The 17,105-nt window shown below is 40.4% G+C and carries 16 protein-coding genes; 10 read left to right on the forward strand and 6 right to left on the reverse strand.

The window, feature by feature from the left end; genetic code table 11:
* Positions 1–511 precede the first annotated feature (511 nt).
* Positions 512–1,720 (forward strand): NupC/NupG family nucleoside CNT transporter, encoded by a 1,209-nt coding sequence (locus tag A923_RS0101020; protein ID WP_017219775.1) that lies wholly within the window; start codon positions 512–514, stop codon positions 1,718–1,720.
* 132 nt (positions 1,721–1,852) lie between these two features.
* Here the strand turns inward: A923_RS0101020 and ugpC are convergent, their stop codons facing one another.
* From ugpC to A923_RS0101040, 4 genes are all read right to left on the reverse strand, one after another.
* On the reverse strand, positions 1,853–2,935 hold the full coding sequence (ugpC, locus tag A923_RS0101025) for a sn-glycerol-3-phosphate ABC transporter ATP-binding protein UgpC (RefSeq protein WP_017219776.1): 1,083 nt from the start codon (positions 2,933–2,935) through the stop codon (positions 1,853–1,855).
* A gap of 120 nt (positions 2,936–3,055) precedes the next feature.
* Positions 3,056–3,898 carry a sn-glycerol-3-phosphate ABC transporter permease UgpE gene (ugpE, locus tag A923_RS0101030; protein WP_017219777.1) on the reverse strand — a complete coding sequence of 281 codons (843 nt, stop codon included), beginning with the start codon at positions 3,896–3,898 and terminating at the stop codon, positions 3,056–3,058.
* A gap of 67 nt (positions 3,899–3,965) precedes the next feature.
* On the reverse strand, positions 3,966–4,847 hold the full coding sequence (locus tag A923_RS0101035) for an ABC transporter permease (RefSeq protein ID WP_017219778.1): 882 nt from the start codon (positions 4,845–4,847) through the stop codon (positions 3,966–3,968).
* 72 nt (positions 4,848–4,919) lie between these two features.
* Complete coding sequence (locus A923_RS0101040; protein WP_017219779.1) at positions 4,920–6,212, reverse strand: extracellular solute-binding protein; 1,293 nt, start codon at positions 6,210–6,212, stop codon at positions 4,920–4,922.
* Positions 6,213–6,385: 173 nt separating this feature from the next.
* On the opposite strand from A923_RS0101040, the gene A923_RS0101045 reads away from it, so the two are divergent.
* The 8 genes from A923_RS0101045 to A923_RS0101080 all read left to right on the forward strand — a co-directional run bounded on the left by A923_RS0101045 (position 6,386) and on the right by A923_RS0101080 (position 13,210).
* Complete coding sequence (locus A923_RS0101045) at positions 6,386–6,787, forward strand: lipoprotein (protein ID WP_017219780.1); 402 nt, start codon at positions 6,386–6,388, stop codon at positions 6,785–6,787.
* Between the two features lie 149 nt (positions 6,788–6,936).
* Entirely contained in the window at positions 6,937–7,605 is a 669-nt protein-coding gene (locus tag A923_RS0101050; protein WP_017219781.1) for a LysE family translocator, read from the forward strand.
* Positions 7,606–7,859: 254 nt separating this feature from the next.
* Positions 7,860–8,846, forward strand: coding sequence for an acyltransferase family protein (locus A923_RS0101055; RefSeq protein ID WP_017219782.1), 987 nt, complete (start codon positions 7,860–7,862; stop codon positions 8,844–8,846).
* 80 nt (positions 8,847–8,926) lie between these two features.
* Positions 8,927–10,579 carry a non-ribosomal peptide synthetase gene (locus A923_RS0101060; protein ID WP_017219783.1) on the forward strand — a complete coding sequence of 551 codons (1,653 nt, stop codon included), beginning with the start codon at positions 8,927–8,929 and terminating at the stop codon, positions 10,577–10,579.
* A 192-nt stretch (positions 10,580–10,771) separates the two neighbouring features.
* A complete protein-coding gene (locus A923_RS0101065) occupies positions 10,772–11,512 on the forward strand; it encodes a DUF1538 domain-containing protein (protein WP_017219784.1) in 741 nt (246 codons plus the stop codon).
* On the forward strand, positions 11,509–12,318 hold the full coding sequence (locus A923_RS0101070) for a DUF1538 domain-containing protein (RefSeq protein WP_017219785.1): 810 nt from the start codon (positions 11,509–11,511) through the stop codon (positions 12,316–12,318). Before A923_RS0101065 ends, A923_RS0101070 begins: the two co-directional genes overlap by 4 nt.
* Before the next feature lie 149 nt (positions 12,319–12,467).
* The gene (locus tag A923_RS0101075) at positions 12,468–12,818 is read left to right on the forward strand and encodes a P-II family nitrogen regulator (protein ID WP_017219786.1); all 351 of its coding nucleotides are present in this window, start codon (positions 12,468–12,470) and stop codon (positions 12,816–12,818) included.
* A complete protein-coding gene (locus A923_RS0101080; protein WP_017219787.1) occupies positions 12,815–13,210 on the forward strand; it encodes a CBS domain-containing protein in 396 nt (131 codons plus the stop codon). Before A923_RS0101075 ends, A923_RS0101080 begins: the two co-directional genes overlap by 4 nt.
* Positions 13,211–13,394: 184 nt before the next feature.
* Here A923_RS0101080 and A923_RS0101085 read toward each other — a convergent pair whose 3' ends face one another.
* Complete coding sequence (locus tag A923_RS0101085; protein ID WP_017219788.1) at positions 13,395–14,729, reverse strand: sodium-dependent transporter; 1,335 nt, start codon at positions 14,727–14,729, stop codon at positions 13,395–13,397.
* Between the two features lie 413 nt (positions 14,730–15,142).
* Here A923_RS0101085 and rarD point away from each other — a divergent pair, with 413 nt between their 5' ends.
* On the forward strand, positions 15,143–16,006 hold the full coding sequence (gene rarD / locus A923_RS0101090; protein WP_017219789.1) for an EamA family transporter RarD: 864 nt from the start codon (positions 15,143–15,145) through the stop codon (positions 16,004–16,006).
* Positions 16,007–16,190: 184 nt separating this feature from the next.
* Here the strand turns inward: rarD and A923_RS0101095 are convergent, their stop codons facing one another.
* Positions 16,191–16,817 (reverse strand): HAD-IA family hydrolase, encoded by a 627-nt coding sequence (locus tag A923_RS0101095; protein ID WP_017219790.1) that lies wholly within the window; start codon positions 16,815–16,817, stop codon positions 16,191–16,193.
* Between the last annotated feature and the right edge of the window lie 288 nt (positions 16,818–17,105).

Below are 17,105 nucleotides of genomic sequence, written 5' to 3' on the forward strand. Positions count from 1 at the left end.
AGGGGGTTGCCAATTTGGAGCTGGAGATATTTGCTTCATTTTCAGTTGTACATTTAGTTTAATAATTATGTTTTTAGTTTAAACATTAAGCATTAATTTAATATTTAAAGTGAAAATACATAAAATGTTGTTAATGTGAACTAGATCTCTATACAATTCTCATCCGGCCAGAACCATCGAGTTTAGCCACCTTAGTTACAAGCCGTCACCAAGGAAATGTGAACGACCCAAGGATTTTGGACCAGCGTGACTGTAGCTTGCTATCAAGGTGACTCGTATGTTGTTATTGGGCGGACTGACTAGATTATTTTTATCCAAAAATGCTGTTTTTCCTCACCTCATATACCAATGCACGTAATACCCATTGCAATAAAATCATGATCATCGAATCAGGTCTAAGTTAATCCCACTGGGTGTTAATTTTTCCTGCGTTTACTGCCATCTAAATTTTATTCCAATTGGTATCACACCTTCATTCTTATACATTTATTTTTAAGACCAGGATGAAATAATGCAGTTGTTAATTAGTTTAGTTGGTATTTTAGTACTTATTTTATGTGCATGCGCACTTTCTGAAAACCGTAAAGCGATCAATTGGCGTACCGTGGGTGGGGCATTGTTCCTGCAAGCGAGTTTTGCTGCAATTGTGCTTTATTCTTCTATTGGTCAATCAATGCTAGGTGCGATGAGCAGCGGTGTTGCCGGTCTGCTTGGATTTGCTGATGTGGGTATCCAATTCTTATTTGGTGATTTAGCGACGGAAGGCTTTGTCTTTGCGATCCGCGTATTACCGTTAGTTATCTTTATTAGTGCGCTCATCTCCTTACTGTATTACATCGGTGTGATGCAGTGGGTGATTAAAGTGATTGGCGGTGGTATCCAGAAGTTTCTTGGTACCAGTCGTGTGGAATCATTAGCAGCAACAGGTAACATCTTCCTATCGCAAGGTGAATCACCGTTATTAGTGAAGCCTTTCTTACCAACAATGACACGTTCAGAATTGTTCGCTGTGATGACGGGTGGTATGGCATCGGTAGCAGGTAGTGTACTGGGCGGCTACGCAGGTTTAGGCGTTGAAATTAAATATCTGATCGCTGCAAGTTTCATGGCTGCGCCGGGCAGTTTGTTGATGGCGAAGTTATTAGTGCCAGAGCAAGAAACGGTCACTGAAGGCGCTAATGTTGAAATGGCAAAAAGCGAGCACAGTAATGCAATTGATGCATTAGCTGGCGGTGCGATGAATGGCATGAAGGTTGCTGTGGCAATTGGTACTATGCTAATCGCCTTTGTGAGTGTGATTGCCATGGCCAATGCAGGTTTAGAAGTACTTGGTAACTGGATAAGTATTGAAAACCTCACATTACAAAGTGTACTGGGTTACATCTTCGCACCACTGGCCTTTATGATTGGTATACCTGAAAATGAAATGCTGGTAGCAGGTTCGTTCATCGGTCAAAAAATGATCCTAAATGAATTTGTGGCGTTCATGGATTTTGCATCGATTAAAGACACTATCTCTGAGCACAGTCAAATAATTATTACTTTTGCATTGTGTGGTTTTGCTAACATTGGCTCTATCGCTATTCAAATCGGTTCTATCGGTGTGATGGCGCCAGAGCGTCGTTCAGATGTGGCAAGCTTAGGCTTTAAAGCGGTATTAGCAGCAACACTCGCTAACTTAATGAGTGCAGCATTAGCGGGTATTTTCATTAGCTTATAATGGCTTGTTAGTATTACTCGGTAAATATAAACGCAGTAAACATAATTAAACTGATAGGCCCACTTTAACGTTAAATTGAAGTGGGCCTTTTTGTTATTACGACTTAAACATTACCTATTTATCCGGGAGTTGTTAACTTGCTTGTGCTACTTCTTGGGCTAATGCCTGCAAGCGTTGACCGTTTTTATCAAATAGGTGTAAATGCTGCTTTGCAACATGAAGAGTTAACACTTGTTTGCTTGCAAAGTGCAGTTCGGGTGTTAATGCAGTAAAAACTTTGTCATTCACTAAACCGTGTACCAGCTGATTTGGTCCTAATGGTTCAACCGCTTGCACGGTAAGTGAAAAACTTAATCCTGACTTTGAAGGCTCTAAGACAGCATGCTCAGGTCGAATACCTAATTGGATTGTCTGCGCGGATAAATGCGCGTATTCAGCGATAAATATACTTTGATGCTCAAAGTTGATCACGCCATCGGCAATTTCTGCTTGATGAAAGTTCATCGCTGGACTACCAATAAAGCTCGCAACAAAGGTACTTGCAGGCTGGTGATAAACTTCAGCAGGCGTACCAATTTGTTCTATTTCACCTTGATTCAGGACAATAATACGGTCAGCTAACGTCATGGCTTCGACTTGATCATGAGTCACGTAAACACTTGTCACGGCGAGTTCACGTTGTAATTTTTTAATTTCTAAACGCATGTGCGCACGTAATGATGCATCTAGATTAGACAGCGGTTCATCAAATAAGAACAGCTGAGGATCACGCACAATGGCGCGTCCCATTGCTACTCGCTGGCGTTGGCCGCCGGATAATTTAGCTGGTTTACGCTCTAAATAATCTGCAATCTTGAGTGTTTTTGCTACTTTTTCTATTTTTGACTCGATAGTGTCTCTATCTATACCACGGTTCTTTAAGCCATAGGCTAAGTTTTCATACACCGTCATATGCGGGTATAGCGCGTAGTTTTGAAATACCATGGCAATATCACGACTTGCTGGTTTTTCATTATCAATACGGCGATTGTTCAGGTGTATCTCACCACCGGTAATTGATTCTAAACCAGCGATAGAGCGTAGGATAGATGATTTACCACACCCAGATGGACCAACTAAAACAATGAATTCCCCCTGTTTAATGTCAACTGAAACACCTTTAACTGCTTGATGACCATTTTCGTAAGTTTTAACTAAATTTTTAAGTGCTAACATATACTGTCTCTTTACACATTTGTTGTAATGCGAATAATAAGTGTGAAACTAATTGTGGCGATGTTGTCGATTGCACGTCTGTTTATACGCACCTATTTATGCGTGCAATTACAACAAGGGCTATTTTTCTGTTTCAACTAGGCCTTTAATAAACCAGCGTTGGAAAATGATGATGACTAAGATAGGCGGTAGCATCGCGAAGATTACTAAGGCAAAAGCGTGGTCATAACGCGGCTGACTACTTTGGCTAATGTCGCTTAATGTTTGCTTGATGCCCATGACAATAGTGTTGTAGCTTTCATCTGTGGTCATCATGATTGGCCATAAATACTGATTCCAGCCGACCACAAACATAATAATGAAAATGGCGGCAATCATGGTTTTCGATAGCGGCAGTAAAATATCTAAAAAGAAACGTATCGGTCCGGCGTTATCAAGTTGCGCCGCTTCGAGCAATTCATTCGGAATAGTGCGAAAGAACTGGCGAAAGAAGAAAGTGGCGGTTGCCGATGCAATGAGTGGCAAGATCAACCCTGAGAAACTGTTTAACATGCCCAAGCTAGCAACCACTTCATATGAGGGAATGATACGTACCTCAAGCGGCAGCAGTAGTGTCACAAAAATAAGCCAAAACCACAGTGATGCAAATGGCATACGGAAGTAAACCAATGCGTAAGCGGCCATCATTGAAATAATGATCTTGCCGATAGCAAAACCTAGCCCCATGATCATAGAGTTGATGATCATGGATTTAGCGTTAACGTCACTGCTAAAGCCGATACTTTTATTCCATACTTCAGTGTAAACGCTAGTGAAATTACCACCGGGTAACCACTGTAAGCCATCGCTGATAATGGTATTTGGATTGTGCGTCGAACTGGCGAAAATTAGCCAAATCGGAATAATCATAAATAGTGCGCCGATAATCAGGATCACATGATCTAACCATTGATTTTTTTTCATAATAAAGCTCTCGTTGTTAACCTGTCTGCAATTGTTGTTAAGCTATTTTTAGTTAATAGTGCACTTGTTAATAGTGCACACGTTTTTCGACAAACTTGAATTGCACCCAAGTTAATGCCAATACTAAAACTAATAACACCACTGACTGAGCAGCACTGCCACCGAGGTCTGTACCAATGAAACCATCACGGTAAATTTTATACACCAATGATGTTGTACCGCCGCCTGGACCACCTGATGTTAAGGTATCGATTACCCCGAAAGTCTCAAAAAAGGCATACGTTAAGTTGATGACCAATAAGAAGAATCCGGTTGGCGCAAGGAGAGGGAAAGTGATGGTCCAGAATCGGCGACGGTCACTTTCACAATCGAGCATTGCAGCTTCATTAACAGCATACGAGATAGACTGTAAACCAGCGAGAAAGTAGATGAAATTGACGGATACTTGCTTCCACACCGAGACTAAAACTAGCACGAATGTGGCATCAAAAGGGTCGGTATATAAGCTAAAATCCCAACCTAAACTAGCAAATATCTCAGTGAACACGCCAATATGTGGGTTGAACATAAAGCCACCCATAATACCTGCTACCGCTGGTGCTACAGCGTATACCCAGGTTAAGGTGATCTTGTAAGCGCCTTTACCATGCAAAATATTATTGGCTTTAACAGCTAGTAACAGGGCGATAGACAAAGATAAAAACGAAACGACTAAAGCAAAGCCCAGCGTAAACACCACAGATTTTAGATATTCAGTCGAGTTGAATAGGATGGTGTAGTTTTCTAAACCGACAAACAGTGATGATTGACCCCATGGGTCTTCTAGCATAAACGACAGATAAACAGCTTCAGCGGCGGGGTAGAAGAAAAATATCGCGATAATTGCAATTTGTGGCACTAATAGAAAATAAGGCAATGCCGAATGAGTATATTGTTGGCGTTGTTCCACAATAAAAACCTAATGAATTGAAAGGAATAAGTTAACTGTGGTGCACATTATGTGAACCACAGTCGTAATGGATTATCGAACAGTACGTGCGAAACGGCTTAAGATAACCTGACTTTCTTTATCGATATTGTTCAGTGCTTTTTCTACCGAAATTCGGTTAGCAAAAACATTATCAAATTCACGATGCATGATTTCTTGGATTTGTGAGTAGAAACCTAAACGATAACCTTTGGTCCATTCACCACCGGGTAAGCTTAACTGTTTAACACCGACTTCAGCATCTGGTTGTTCTTGGTAATAACCTGATTTTTTAGTGAGTGCATAAGCGGCTTTCGTTACGGTGACGTAACCAGTCGATTTGTGCCAGAACATTTGCGTTTCAGGGCTAGTTAAAAAGCTAAAGAACGCCGCTACAGCTTGTTGTTCTTTTTTCGGTTTACCATCAATCGCGAACAGTGCAGCACCGCCAATGAAAGTACGGCCGGCATCTTTATTCATTGACTGCCAGTAAGGTAAGTAAGTGGTACCAAGTTCAAAATCAACACGATTACGTAGACCGCCAAATGAACCTGATGAACCTAACCACATCGCCACTTGCTCTTTTTCAAATGGTGTTTGGTTAGCATCCCAATCAGAGCCGTAATACTTGTAGTAACCTTTATCAGACCAGTCTTTTAACTTGTTGAAGTGCATCGCCATATCGGGTGTATTGATCATGATTTTAGTGGCTGGTGCATCAAAACCGTTGTTCTTATTGGCAACAGGTAAGTTATGACGAGACTTGAAGTTTTCGAACATGATCCAAGGCGTTAATGATTGTGAGAACGTCGCGTAACCTTGTTCTTTTAGCTTGCTGGCGACTTGCTCCATTTCTTCATAAGTCTTAGGTGCATCAACACCCACTTTAGCAAGAATATCTTTGTTGTAATAAAGCACAGGTGTCGAGCTGTTGAACGGCATACCAATCATTTTTCCATTGCTGTCAGCGTAAAAGTTACGCACACCCGCAATATAGTCTTGATTGTTAAATCCATAACCTGATTCAACCAGAATATCTTCTACTGGTTTCGCCACGCCGCGCGCATTGATGATTGTTGCAGCACCGACATCGGCCACTTGTAGAATATTAGGCGCTTGGTCTGCACGATAAGCGGCAATACCGGCAGTAAGTGTTTCTACATATGAACCTTTAAATACCGGTTTGATGTTGTATTCATCCTGCGAAGCATTAAAGTCGCGCGCAATTGTATTGACGGTTTCACCGAGTTGGCCACTCATCGCGTGCCACCAAGTAATATCTGTTGCAGCCATCGTTGTGCTTGATAGTAATGTAGCAAGCACACCTGTCATCAATTGCTTTTTCATCTTAATCCCTAATGATTATTTAGTTAATAGCTATATTTGATGCTCATTCTAGGGACTAATGATGACAGTTACGCTCCACTTTTATTACGGTAATGTGACATTTTTATATTTCGATAAAGTAATATATAATTTATTATGTTGTGATATTTTTTAGTGGATTGAAGGGATCAAATATGAAAAGAAGTCTTATTGTTTTATTATTTACGGCATTACTGTCCGGCTGTGCAGGCCTTGGTATGGCAACGGTTGGCGCGGTGATGTATTACAAAAGTCAAAGTCACGAAGTTGCTACTGTCGATATCAAAGCGCCAGCGAATAAGGTTTATAACAAAGCGGTAGATATTGTCAGTAATAATCCTGAAATAGACATTATCCAGCAAGACGATACGTTAATGTTGTTAGATATTAATCAAGACGATACTGCGGCAACGATTAAAATTTCACAAATTAATCGACAAGTATCACAATTAACAATCAGTGCAGATGCTCGTGAAAATGATGGCGCCAGTCGCGTTCTTGACGGTGTATTTAGAATTTGTAAAGAGCTTAAGGTGGAATGTAAATTAAGCGAGTAACACTTGAGTTATAAATATATGTATAGAAATGTCGGGCGTCAATGTCCATAATGCGTATTTGAATGTGGACATTGAGACTGACCGCTAAGATAAATTACGATTAAGTAAATATAACAACATATAGATATAACATTATAAGGAGTTTAAATATGTTCGGAGTAACAGAACTGTGGTTATTTGTGGTATCAGGCATCATGCTCAATTTGATCCCTGGTCCTGATTCTTTATATGTTATTGGACGCAGTGCGGGGCAAGGCTTTCGTGCTGGTTCTGTTGGTGCCTTTGGTATTGGTGCCGGTACATTGGTACATGTATTTGCTGCTGCATTCGGCCTGTCTGCTATCTTAGCTACATCCGCTACGGCGTTTACTGTGGTGAAGGTGATAGGCTGTATTTATCTACTATACATAGGTTTTAGTATGCTGTTTGCAAAGACTAAAAAGCCTAGTGTAAATACGGATGCTGTAACGAGTGTAGATAGTGTCGATAATGTGGATAGTAAAAACACTTCATTGTCACATATCTTCTTCCAAGGCTTTTTAACTAATGTGTTAAACCCCAAAGTAGCCTTGTTCTTCCTGGCATTTGTGCCACAATTTATTGCAATGGATTACCCGCATAAAGCCATGTCCTTTATTTTTCTTGGTGTTATTTTTAATATTAACGCGATGATTTGGTGTCATATCTTGGCTTGGTCATCGTCTTCTATTGGCGGCAAGCTTAAACATAACCAGCGCTTAACCACCTACCTCACTAAATTCACTGGTGGGTTGTTCCTGTTGTTTGGTATCAAGTTAGCGTTAACCAAGCAGACTTGATTTACTAACTACTTATCTTGATCTTTAAATTGCTATATTAATCTAGCGTTTAAGTCTGTGGTAGATGAATAGGCCAATATCTTGGCTGTTTCATCTATATTGGCTTATAATTACATTCCAGAAAGTAGGGTTATCCTAAACCCTTATTTTTGACTAATCGACAACATGGAAACATCGTAGTTACTGCTATCGCTTCATGATAGCCAGCCTGTGGGCATTGGCTGTAGTGGTACAAGTTGAAGGTAGAGAATATAATGCAATTTATAAATAATTTTAGAGGCATTGCCATTTTATTAATTGTGCTGATCCATGCAATCGGCACGATTAACAATGATGACTCGGCGATCTTGTATAGTCTTAGTTTGTTACTCGATAACTCGACGATTTTATTTGTTGTGGTCGCTGGTTATTTATTCTCATCGCTATCGACTAATTTTAACTATCTAAAGTATTTAAAACATAAAGTTAAAGTCATTATTATTCCCTATTTCTTTTTTTCACTTCCGGCTATTTTCATATACATGTCAGGGCTTAAAAATACCCACTTCTGGATTGATATTAATTGGTTTCATAGCTTAAGTTTTGTTTCTCAATATGTGTATTTTATGGCCTCGGGAGCCCATCTTGTTACTTTATGGTTTATCCCCATGATAATTCCTCTTTACCTTTTCAGTCCGGGTTTGCTTTATGTCAAAAATAAGCAAATGTTAGGTGCTTTTTTTTTCGTCTCTTTAATTCCAGCATTATGGTTTGGGCGCCCTGAATTCAGTGAGAATAATGCAATTTGGACTGTCTATTTTTTACCAACCTATTTACTTGGGATGCTACTTTGGCAGCGACCGCGTATTTATGAAGAATTGACACGATACAGTGGATTAATGTTATTCAGCTTTATCGTTACTTACCTTTGGCTATCATGGGACTCAGCATTTAGTACATCGGTAGACCTTTTGTGGAAAATGGTGTTGGCAGTGATTTTGATGGCATTTACAAAGCGTCATTTAGCCAAGCAGAATAAGTTCTTAAATATGTTCGCCCGCTTAAGTTTTTATTTATATTTTGTGCATGGCTACTTTATTGCTGCTATTCGAATGTTGCATAGCCAGTTATTTGGCATTGAAATTACCGGGCTGTTTGCTGCGGCAGCTAGTTTCTCGACCACGATTATTTTATCATTAGCATCGTTTGTTATTATTAAATGGATCTTAAAGGATAAATCAAAAATATTTGTCGGGTTATAAATTAGTTTTGTAGAACTCATAATGACAAATATAGAAAGTATAGTGGCGAGCATCGAGATTATAGTAAGTAGAGAGGCTATATGTTTTTTAATGACTTACGACGATTTAAAGACAACATTGCGGTGATTGATGCTGTGAGTGGTAGTTCTATTACCTACGCTGATCTAGACCATCAAGTAACGATATTAGCCCAGCAACTTGGCAATGATAAAGCCTTGGTATTTATTGAATCAAAAAATACTATTAAGTCTGTAGTTTGTTACTTAGCCTGCTTAAAGAGTAATAAAGTCGTTTATCTGGCTGATGATTTTGACAGTGACAAGTCAGTTCAACTGATTAATCTTTATAACCCCAATATCCTTATTAATGGCTTAGGTCAGGTTTATCATCATTCGCAAAATAGTTACCCGTTACACCCAAACCTAACCTTGTTACTGTCGACATCGGGCACCACAGGTACGCCTAAATTTGTCAAATTAAGCACCTCCAATATCCAGTCTAATACAGAGTCGATTGTTGAATACCTGGAGTTGAATGAGGATGATATTGCTTTAGCACATTTGAAACTCCATTACTCTTATGGTTTATCTATATTACATTCTCATCTGCAAGCGGGTGCATGTACTGTATTTACCGCACACAGTGTATTAGATACGGGTTTCTGGGATGACTTAGCAATGTATTCTGCGACAAGTTTCGCCGGAGTGCCTTATACATTTGAAGCTTTGTTAAAGACTAATTTTGATTTTAAAACATACCCTACTTTGCGTTATGTCACTCAAGCAGGCGGTAAATTGGAGGGGTTTTTAGTAAAGCAGTACGCTTTGCAAGCACAAGCAAGTGGCGTCGATTTCTTTGTCATGTATGGTCAAACTGAAGCATCACCGCGGATTTCTTATCTTCCCCCACACCTCACTGCCGATTTTCCACATACGATCGGACGGGCTATTCCGCAAGGCCACCTGTCTATTATTGATGACGACGGTCACGAGATAAAGGCCTTGGATAAAGCTGGCGAACTTGTTTATCGCGGTGACAATGTGATGATGGGGTATGCGCACTCAGTGGCTGATTTAGCCGGTGATGAGACACCAGAGGTATTGTTAACGGGTGATATTGCCTGTCGCACGCAACACGAACTGTTTTATTTAGTGGGGCGCACCAAGCGGTTCGTGAAGTTGTTTGGCTTGCGAATTAACCTTGATGATGTGCAAAGCTTTGTTAAAAAAAGCTATCCGCACAGTGCGGTAACAGGCGATGATAATGCGATTATTATTGCTCTTGAGTCGCGCACTGATGATGTTGATAGCACACCGTTGTTAACGCTATTAAGTGAACATTATGCTTTGCCGCGTGACAAATTTATCATCACCACATTTAATTCAATACCGCTATTATCGAATGGAAAATATGATTTTAAAACGATTGCAGCGTATATCTATAAAAAACCTAAGCTTGGGTTTATGCGACGTACGTTGCGTTCTATTTCCACTATTTTAGAGTTGGATGAAAAAGAGTGGGAGAGTATTAGCCACTTATTTATTGAAGCGTTATGTTTAAAAGAATTATCCCCCGATGAAAACTTCCACAGTTTAAATGCTGATTCATTATCTTTTGTTTATTTATCTGTAGAGCTAGAACACTGTTTAGGCAGTGAATTACCTAAACAGTGGCAGCAATGCAGTGTGGCTGAATTAGAGCTGATTTATGCGACTGTCAGGTTTAATGATTAGGCATTATGACTCGGTTAATGAATCCCCGTATAAACCATTTTATTGTTCATTATTGTTGCTACTAAGTTAAGTTAAGGTTTATTTGTCGTTAAGTTCACCTCTATAGGGTTATTTTTTGAAACGTTGATTTAGATCAATTTTTTAGTTTTCCAATACGCTAGTATCCGCGTGATTAATCTAATCAAGGAGGCTATGTTGGTTAACACGTTTAAAACCCTACTTAAATTTATGTTGGGCAGTATCAGGGATCTTGCTCCCATCATTGTTGTGATCTTATTCTTTCAGTTAGTGGTTATTCAACAACCGCTACCGAACGTCGGCCAACTGCTTATTGGCGTACTGTTTGTATTGTTAGGACTCACCTTCTTTATCCATGGCCTTGAACAGGGCTTATTTCCTATTGGCGAATCAATGGCGCATGCGTTTGCGCGTAAAGGTAGCGTTGGCTGGTTATTGATTTTTGCATTCTGTCTGGGTTTTGGGACTACAGTGGCTGAACCGGCATTAATCGCAGTTGCTGCAGAAGCGGCGAGAGTGGCTGCTAGTGGTGATCTTATCGGTACAACCCAAGTTGCTATGGATGATTATGCCCAAGGCTTAAGAATGAGTGTGGCCTTGAGTGTCGGTATTGCGATTGCTGTGGGTGTACTGCGTATTATTAAAGGCTGGCCACTACAGTGGTTCATTATTGGCGGTTATGTGCTGGTGATGATCATGACTATGTTTGCGCCGCCTGAAATTATTGGTATTGCTTATGATTCCGGCGGTGTCACAACATCGACGATTACAGTACCACTGGTCACGGCATTGGGTGTTGGTCTTGCTTCGTCTATTAAAGGTAGAAACCCGATGATTGATGGCTTTGGTCTTATCGCGTTAGCGTCGCTTAATCCAATGATCTTTGTAATGGCTTATGGCATGGTGATGCTATGACCTTTATCGAAATGTTAAGTCAGATTGGTTCGACGATTGCGACCACGTTTCATGATGTGTTGCCGATTGCGGCGATATTATTTGGTTTTCAGTTTGCTGTTATTCGTAAACCCTTGCCGAATCTAGGCCGTGTGCTCATGGGTTTCTTATGGGTATTGATTGGTTTATCGCTGTTTTTGATTGGTCTAGAGTGGGCGTTATTTCCACTTGGACGCTTGATGGCGCAACAACTCACAGATCCGGCTTTTCTAGCCAGTGTGAACAATGTCGACGTTGTTACTGAAGGCATACACGAACTGGTTTGGACTGATTATTACTGGGTTTATTTATTCGCATTCTTTATTGGTTTTGCTACTACGATTGCGGAACCGTCTTTGATTGCAGTGGCGATTAAAGCCAATGAAGTTTCAGGTGGCGCGATTGGTGTTTGGGGTTTACGTTTATCTGTTGCCTTGGGTGTGGCGATTGGTATCTCGCTTGGTTGCTACCGTATTGTTGTTGGCGACCCGATCCATTGGTACATCATGGCCGGTTATGTGGTCGTGGTTGCGCAAACATTAGTCGCACCAAAATTAATTATCCCCTTAGCGTATGACTCGGGCGGTGTCACAACATCGACGGTAACAGTACCGTTAGTGGCCGCGCTCGGATTAGGTTTAGCGGAAACGGTGCCGGGACGTAACCCGATCATCGATGGCTTTGGTCTTATTGCTTTTGCAAGCTTGTTCCCGATCATGTCGGTGATGGCGTATGCACAAATATCGCAGTGGATCAGTACGCGTGACAAGAAAGCCACGACAAGTTAGTTCGCGGATATTTACGTGTTATTACTGTTGCTTTACAAGCGCAGTTATTTTTATAAGAACCGTTTCTATTACAAGCACTGTTTCTATTTCAAGAACAGTCCTATTACAAGAACAAGCACAGTCAAAATTATGAATTGTTGGAGAATAAAATGCATTTTAAATTAATCGTCGCATTTGTAGATGCTGGTCTTACTGACGGGATCATGGATGCTGCACGTAGTGCGGGTGCGACAGGCGCCACTATTATTAATAACGCCAGAGGTGAAGGCCTTAAGCAATCGAAAACCTTCTTTGGTTTAACGCTAGAAACACAGCGCGATGTTTTATTGTTTATTGTTGAAGAACATTTAAGTCGACATATTTTAGAAGAAATTAATAAAGTCGGTGAGTTTGATGGGAAACCTGGTTCAGGTATTGCGGTACAAATCGACGTTGAAGATGCGGTCGGTGTGAATCATCAAATTAGTCAATTAAGCAAAACTGTGGAGAACGAACTGTGACCAAAAATCCAATTAAAGCCAATGCTGTTATGACCCAAAATTATATTTGTATGGACGGTATGCAGACCATTCGTGAAGCGATTGATGCCATGAAAAAGCATGATTCTAAAGTGATCATTGTGAATAAGCGTGATCAACATGATGCTTACGGTATTTTGGTATTATCCGATATTGCCAAGCAAGTCTTAGCCAAAGATCGTTCACCCGATCGCGTTAACATTTATGAAGTCATGGCGAAGCCAATTGTGTCAGTACCGCCAGAAATGGATATTCGTTATTGTGCCCGTTTATTTGAGCGCTTTGGGTTATCTAATGCACCAGTGATTGAAAATGAAGATATTCTTGGTCTGATTGGTTATAAAGAATTGGTTTTACACGAATTAGATAAGTAGATAAAGAGGGACGTAGGTAATAGCGAGATAAGCTATTTTAATATTTATGTCAGATACAAAAATGGCGGCTATGTTCTATTGTAATAATAGAGACGTAGCCGCCATTTTGTTATTTAAATACCGGTTTAAATTCTAGCAATATTTGTTCTGCTGTTGCTCAGATACAAGCGCTAAGATGCCAGAACTAAGATGCAAGTACTAGGATGATCAGCACCGGGCATACAACACGTACATACCAAGGCCATATTTTCCAGAATAAACCATCTTCTAGTTCAGGGTTACCTTGTTTGATCTCGGTAAGCAGTTGATCACGACGCCATACCCAACCCACAAGTAATGCAAACAGTAGCGAAAGAATCGGCTGTGCATACACTGTTGTTGCTGTGATCACTAAGCCGAATAGATCCGCGAAGTTGAAGATAATAATTGTTGAAACTAGCGTGATAATACCGCCAATCCACCAAACTACGGTACTACGGTCTTTATTCAATTCTTCGGTTGCACATGATACCGGTACTTCTAACATGGCAATTGATGATGTTAGGGCAGCAATAAGCATTAACAAGAAGAATAGGATGCTGATAACAATACCCATAGCGCCCATACTATCGAACATTGCTGGCAGTACCGTGAACACTAATGTATCTGAACTGAGTAGTGCACCGGCTGCGTCGTAAATTTCCACACCGTTTTTCTGTGCCACAAACATGGCTGGTAAAATCAGTAGACCAGCACCAAATGCAACACCAGTATCAAGCAAGGCAACGTATGCCGCTGTTTGTGGAATGTTAGTCTCTTTGCTTAAGTATGAACCGTATACCATCATGGCACACACGCCCAATGATAATGAGAAGAACGCTTGTCCCATCGCACTGATCACTAAGTCTGAACTTAGGTGTGAAAAGTCGGGGATAAGGTACATTTCAAGCCCTTCAGACGCGCCGTCTAACGTTAAGATATACGCTGTCATCAAACCAAATAAGATGAACAGGATAGGCATTAAACGTGAAGACCAGCGCTCGATACCGTCAGTCACACCACTTCTTACCACGCGAACGGTCATGACCATAAAGATAATCATCATGACTAAGTTACGTTCGGTAGTGAATGCATTCACCCATTCAGCTGCCGAATCTAGTCCAACAAGCGTAAAGAAGGGTGACAGTAATGAACCTAACAACCAACCTGCTACAATCGCGTAGAAGCTTAAGATCATTGATACCGCAATCATGCCTGCAATACCGAGGCCTGTTGCGGCCATTTTTTGTTTAGGCCAGATTGATTTGATTGATTTGATTGGGTTTGCTTGACCATGACGGCCAATCGTTAACTCGGCTACTAATAATGGATACGCGAGAACAAATACCATTAACAAATAAACAAGTAAAAATACAGCGCCACCATTACTGGCTGCTTGCGTTGGAAAACCCCATATATTACCGACGCCTACAGCAGAACCTGCGGCGGCCATGATGAAGCCAAAACGAGACGAAAATTGTGCTCTTGAACCTGTTGCCATTATTTATTCCAACGTATTTCTTGCCGAGTTAGTGAATTATTTTATTCAGTATATGGAAGCGCCACAATTGATTGTAAACAAATCTATACACCTAGTTAAAATTAGATTTAAATTAGATTGATGACAAGTAGACCAGTTTTACCGTAACATTAAAAGCCCGGAGGGCATATATTTTATTTTATGACCCTTTGTTAGTTTATAATTTAATCTATTCGTTAATATTCAGCTTATCTGACGTATTTAAATCTTTATACTCAATATATAAAACTGCAGTTGTGGGCCGTGTTATTATCTCTGTTCCTACTCTCATTCTCTAACCAGTTGCACTTATTATGCTACTCCAGTGATAACCTATGACTTTCTTCAAATCTAATAGTAAAACGTTCAATTTTTCCCCGCACCAGAAGGGATTAATGGCGTCAATAATAGCGTCTTGTTTATTTGCATTGATGCCCCTGTATGTCCAGTTTCAACCTGATTGGCCAGATACAGCGGTTGCCGGTGGCGCTGGTCATTGGCTAACCGGGCAAAGGATTTTGTGGAGTTCCATCATTATGCTATTGGGTTTAACCCTCGTTGGGCGGATCTCAAAGTTGTGGGAACAATTAAAGCAATGGCGATTATGGCCTCGATTTTTACTCTCTGCCTGTTTAATTGCACCGCAGTTTTGGCTATTTATCTGGGCGCCGCTACAGGGTGAAATACTTTCTGTGGCATTAGGCTATTTTGCGCTACCGCTGACGCTGGTTGCGGTTGGTTATTTTGTCTATGGTGAGACATTAACGCGTGTACAGTTAATTGCATGCATCATTGCTGCTTGTGGTGTTGTGTATGCCTATGTCATTGCCGATGGCATCTCTTGGATTGTATTTTTGGTTGCTTTAGGGTATCCGCTGTACTTTATGAATCGCCGACGTTATCCAATGGCGAGTGATCTGGTATTCACCTTAGACAACCTTTTTTTACTACCGCTCGCACTGCTTGGCATGCTCTATTTACAACCCTTTAGTGATTGGCAACAAATCGAAATATCGTCTTGGGCTTATTACCTAGGACTCGGGCTCACTGGCACACTGCCGATGTTATTATTTTTATACGCCTCACAAATGCTGCCGCTTAGCTTGTTTGGCTTATTGACGTATTTAGAGCCGACATTGGTTTTTTGTGTGGGTTTATTACTTGGTGAGCGTGTTGAGCTAATCCAATGGCCAATCTATGGGGCGATTATGCTTGCGTTGGTATTGATCGCTGTCGATAGTTATAAACGACGCGGTTAGTAGTATTGGGAATGATGGATAGACACGGCTTAGAGCGGTGAGTTGGAGCGATAACACTAAGCCATTGATGGACAAGAGTGGCTTAGTGTTTAAACTTTAAAGAATACGATTCGCATTACAGAAGTATGTCTAGATTGAGATTAACGCCTGCCAACAATAAGCGGTGTAGAATTACATGCCCTTGTTAAGTGATTGCATCCGAAAGTTCTCGCATATGCTTGATAGTGTACAAAGATGAAATTGTGCTATGTATATTGTTAGGATCATACAATATTGGACGCATACCCGCTGCCTTTGCTGCTGATATACCTACCGGGCTATCTTCAACCACTGCACATTCATTGGGTTGGAAACCCATTTCTTTTGCTGCGTGTAAAAATATACCGGGGTCAGGTTTCCAAGAACCAACTTCATACGAACTATAAATATTTTCATTAAAGTACTCGCTTAGTTCAGTAATGGACAACGCTTTTTTAATTTTCTCAAGTGGGCCGCTAGATGCCACACATTTAGGCAACATGACTTCCTTCAATGCTTTGTCCACTCCTTCACACGGTCTTAATTCTTTTTCAAAGAGTTCATCAACAAGTTTTCGATAAGACGTTACGAAATTATCTTTTAATTTAATCTGGTGTTCTGATTCTATATCCTGAAGGATTGTAGCTAATTCACCACCACGATACTTTTCCATCATTTCAGTAGCAGAAGATTCTATGCCGTAATCTTTAAGCATGATTTGAAGGCCAAAATTACAGAGATACTCACTGTCTACTAATGTTCCATCGCAGTCAAAAATTATACATTTGATCATATTTACCACTTAACGTCCACATTAAGCGGACTAAAATTGTTGGCTATAATGTGGATCGAAGCGAAACTAAGCCAAGTGTTTTAGTTCCACTTATAAGACGGTTGTTAACTGTTATTAGTGGGATTTAGTAACCATAATTAAAATAAGATACACATTATAACCATATGATTCAATTGTTTAATTAAAATCGTATTGATTCTTAAACGTTATGTGAGACGAGTAACTTTAGCATTTTTCACATGAGCGTCCAAGTAATGCAAATTCTAATCACGGAGACTCGTGTTTTCA

It is taken from the genome of Moritella dasanensis ArB 0140 (genome assembly GCF_000276805.1).
GTDB classification, from domain to species: domain Bacteria; phylum Pseudomonadota; class Gammaproteobacteria; order Enterobacterales; family Moritellaceae; genus Moritella; species Moritella dasanensis.

Bases quoted from the DNA above. Each gene is read 5' to 3' on its own strand.
- A923_RS0101050 (WP_017219781.1), top strand. From the start codon at position 6,937: ATGTTCGGAGTAACAGAACTGTGGTTATTTGTGGTATCAGGCATCATG.
- A923_RS0101045 (WP_017219780.1), top strand. From the start codon at position 6,386: ATGAAAAGAAGTCTTATTGTTTTATTATTTACGGCATTACTGTCCGGC.
- rarD (WP_017219789.1), top strand. From the start codon at position 15,143: ATGGCGTCAATAATAGCGTCTTGTTTATTTGCATTGATGCCCCTGTAT.
- A923_RS0101020 (WP_017219775.1), top strand. From the start codon at position 512: ATGCAGTTGTTAATTAGTTTAGTTGGTATTTTAGTACTTATTTTATGT.
- A923_RS0101040 (WP_017219779.1), bottom strand. From the start codon at position 6,212: ATGAAAAAGCAATTGATGACAGGTGTGCTTGCTACATTACTATCAAGC.
- A923_RS0101085 (WP_017219788.1), bottom strand. From the start codon at position 14,729: ATGGCAACAGGTTCAAGAGCACAATTTTCGTCTCGTTTTGGCTTCATC.
- ugpE (WP_017219777.1), bottom strand. From the start codon at position 3,898: ATGAAAAAAAATCAATGGTTAGATCATGTGATCCTGATTATCGGCGCA.
- ugpC (WP_017219776.1), bottom strand. From the start codon at position 2,935: ATGTTAGCACTTAAAAATTTAGTTAAAACTTACGAAAATGGTCATCAA.
- A923_RS0101060 (WP_017219783.1), top strand. From the start codon at position 8,927: ATGTTTTTTAATGACTTACGACGATTTAAAGACAACATTGCGGTGATT.
- A923_RS0101075 (WP_017219786.1), top strand. From the start codon at position 12,468: ATGCATTTTAAATTAATCGTCGCATTTGTAGATGCTGGTCTTACTGAC.
- A923_RS0101065 (WP_017219784.1), top strand. From the start codon at position 10,772: ATGTTGGTTAACACGTTTAAAACCCTACTTAAATTTATGTTGGGCAGT.
- A923_RS0101055 (WP_017219782.1), top strand. From the start codon at position 7,860: ATGCAATTTATAAATAATTTTAGAGGCATTGCCATTTTATTAATTGTG.
- A923_RS0101095 (WP_017219790.1), bottom strand. From the start codon at position 16,817: ATGATCAAATGTATAATTTTTGACTGCGATGGAACATTAGTAGACAGT.
- A923_RS0101070 (WP_017219785.1), top strand. From the start codon at position 11,509: ATGACCTTTATCGAAATGTTAAGTCAGATTGGTTCGACGATTGCGACC.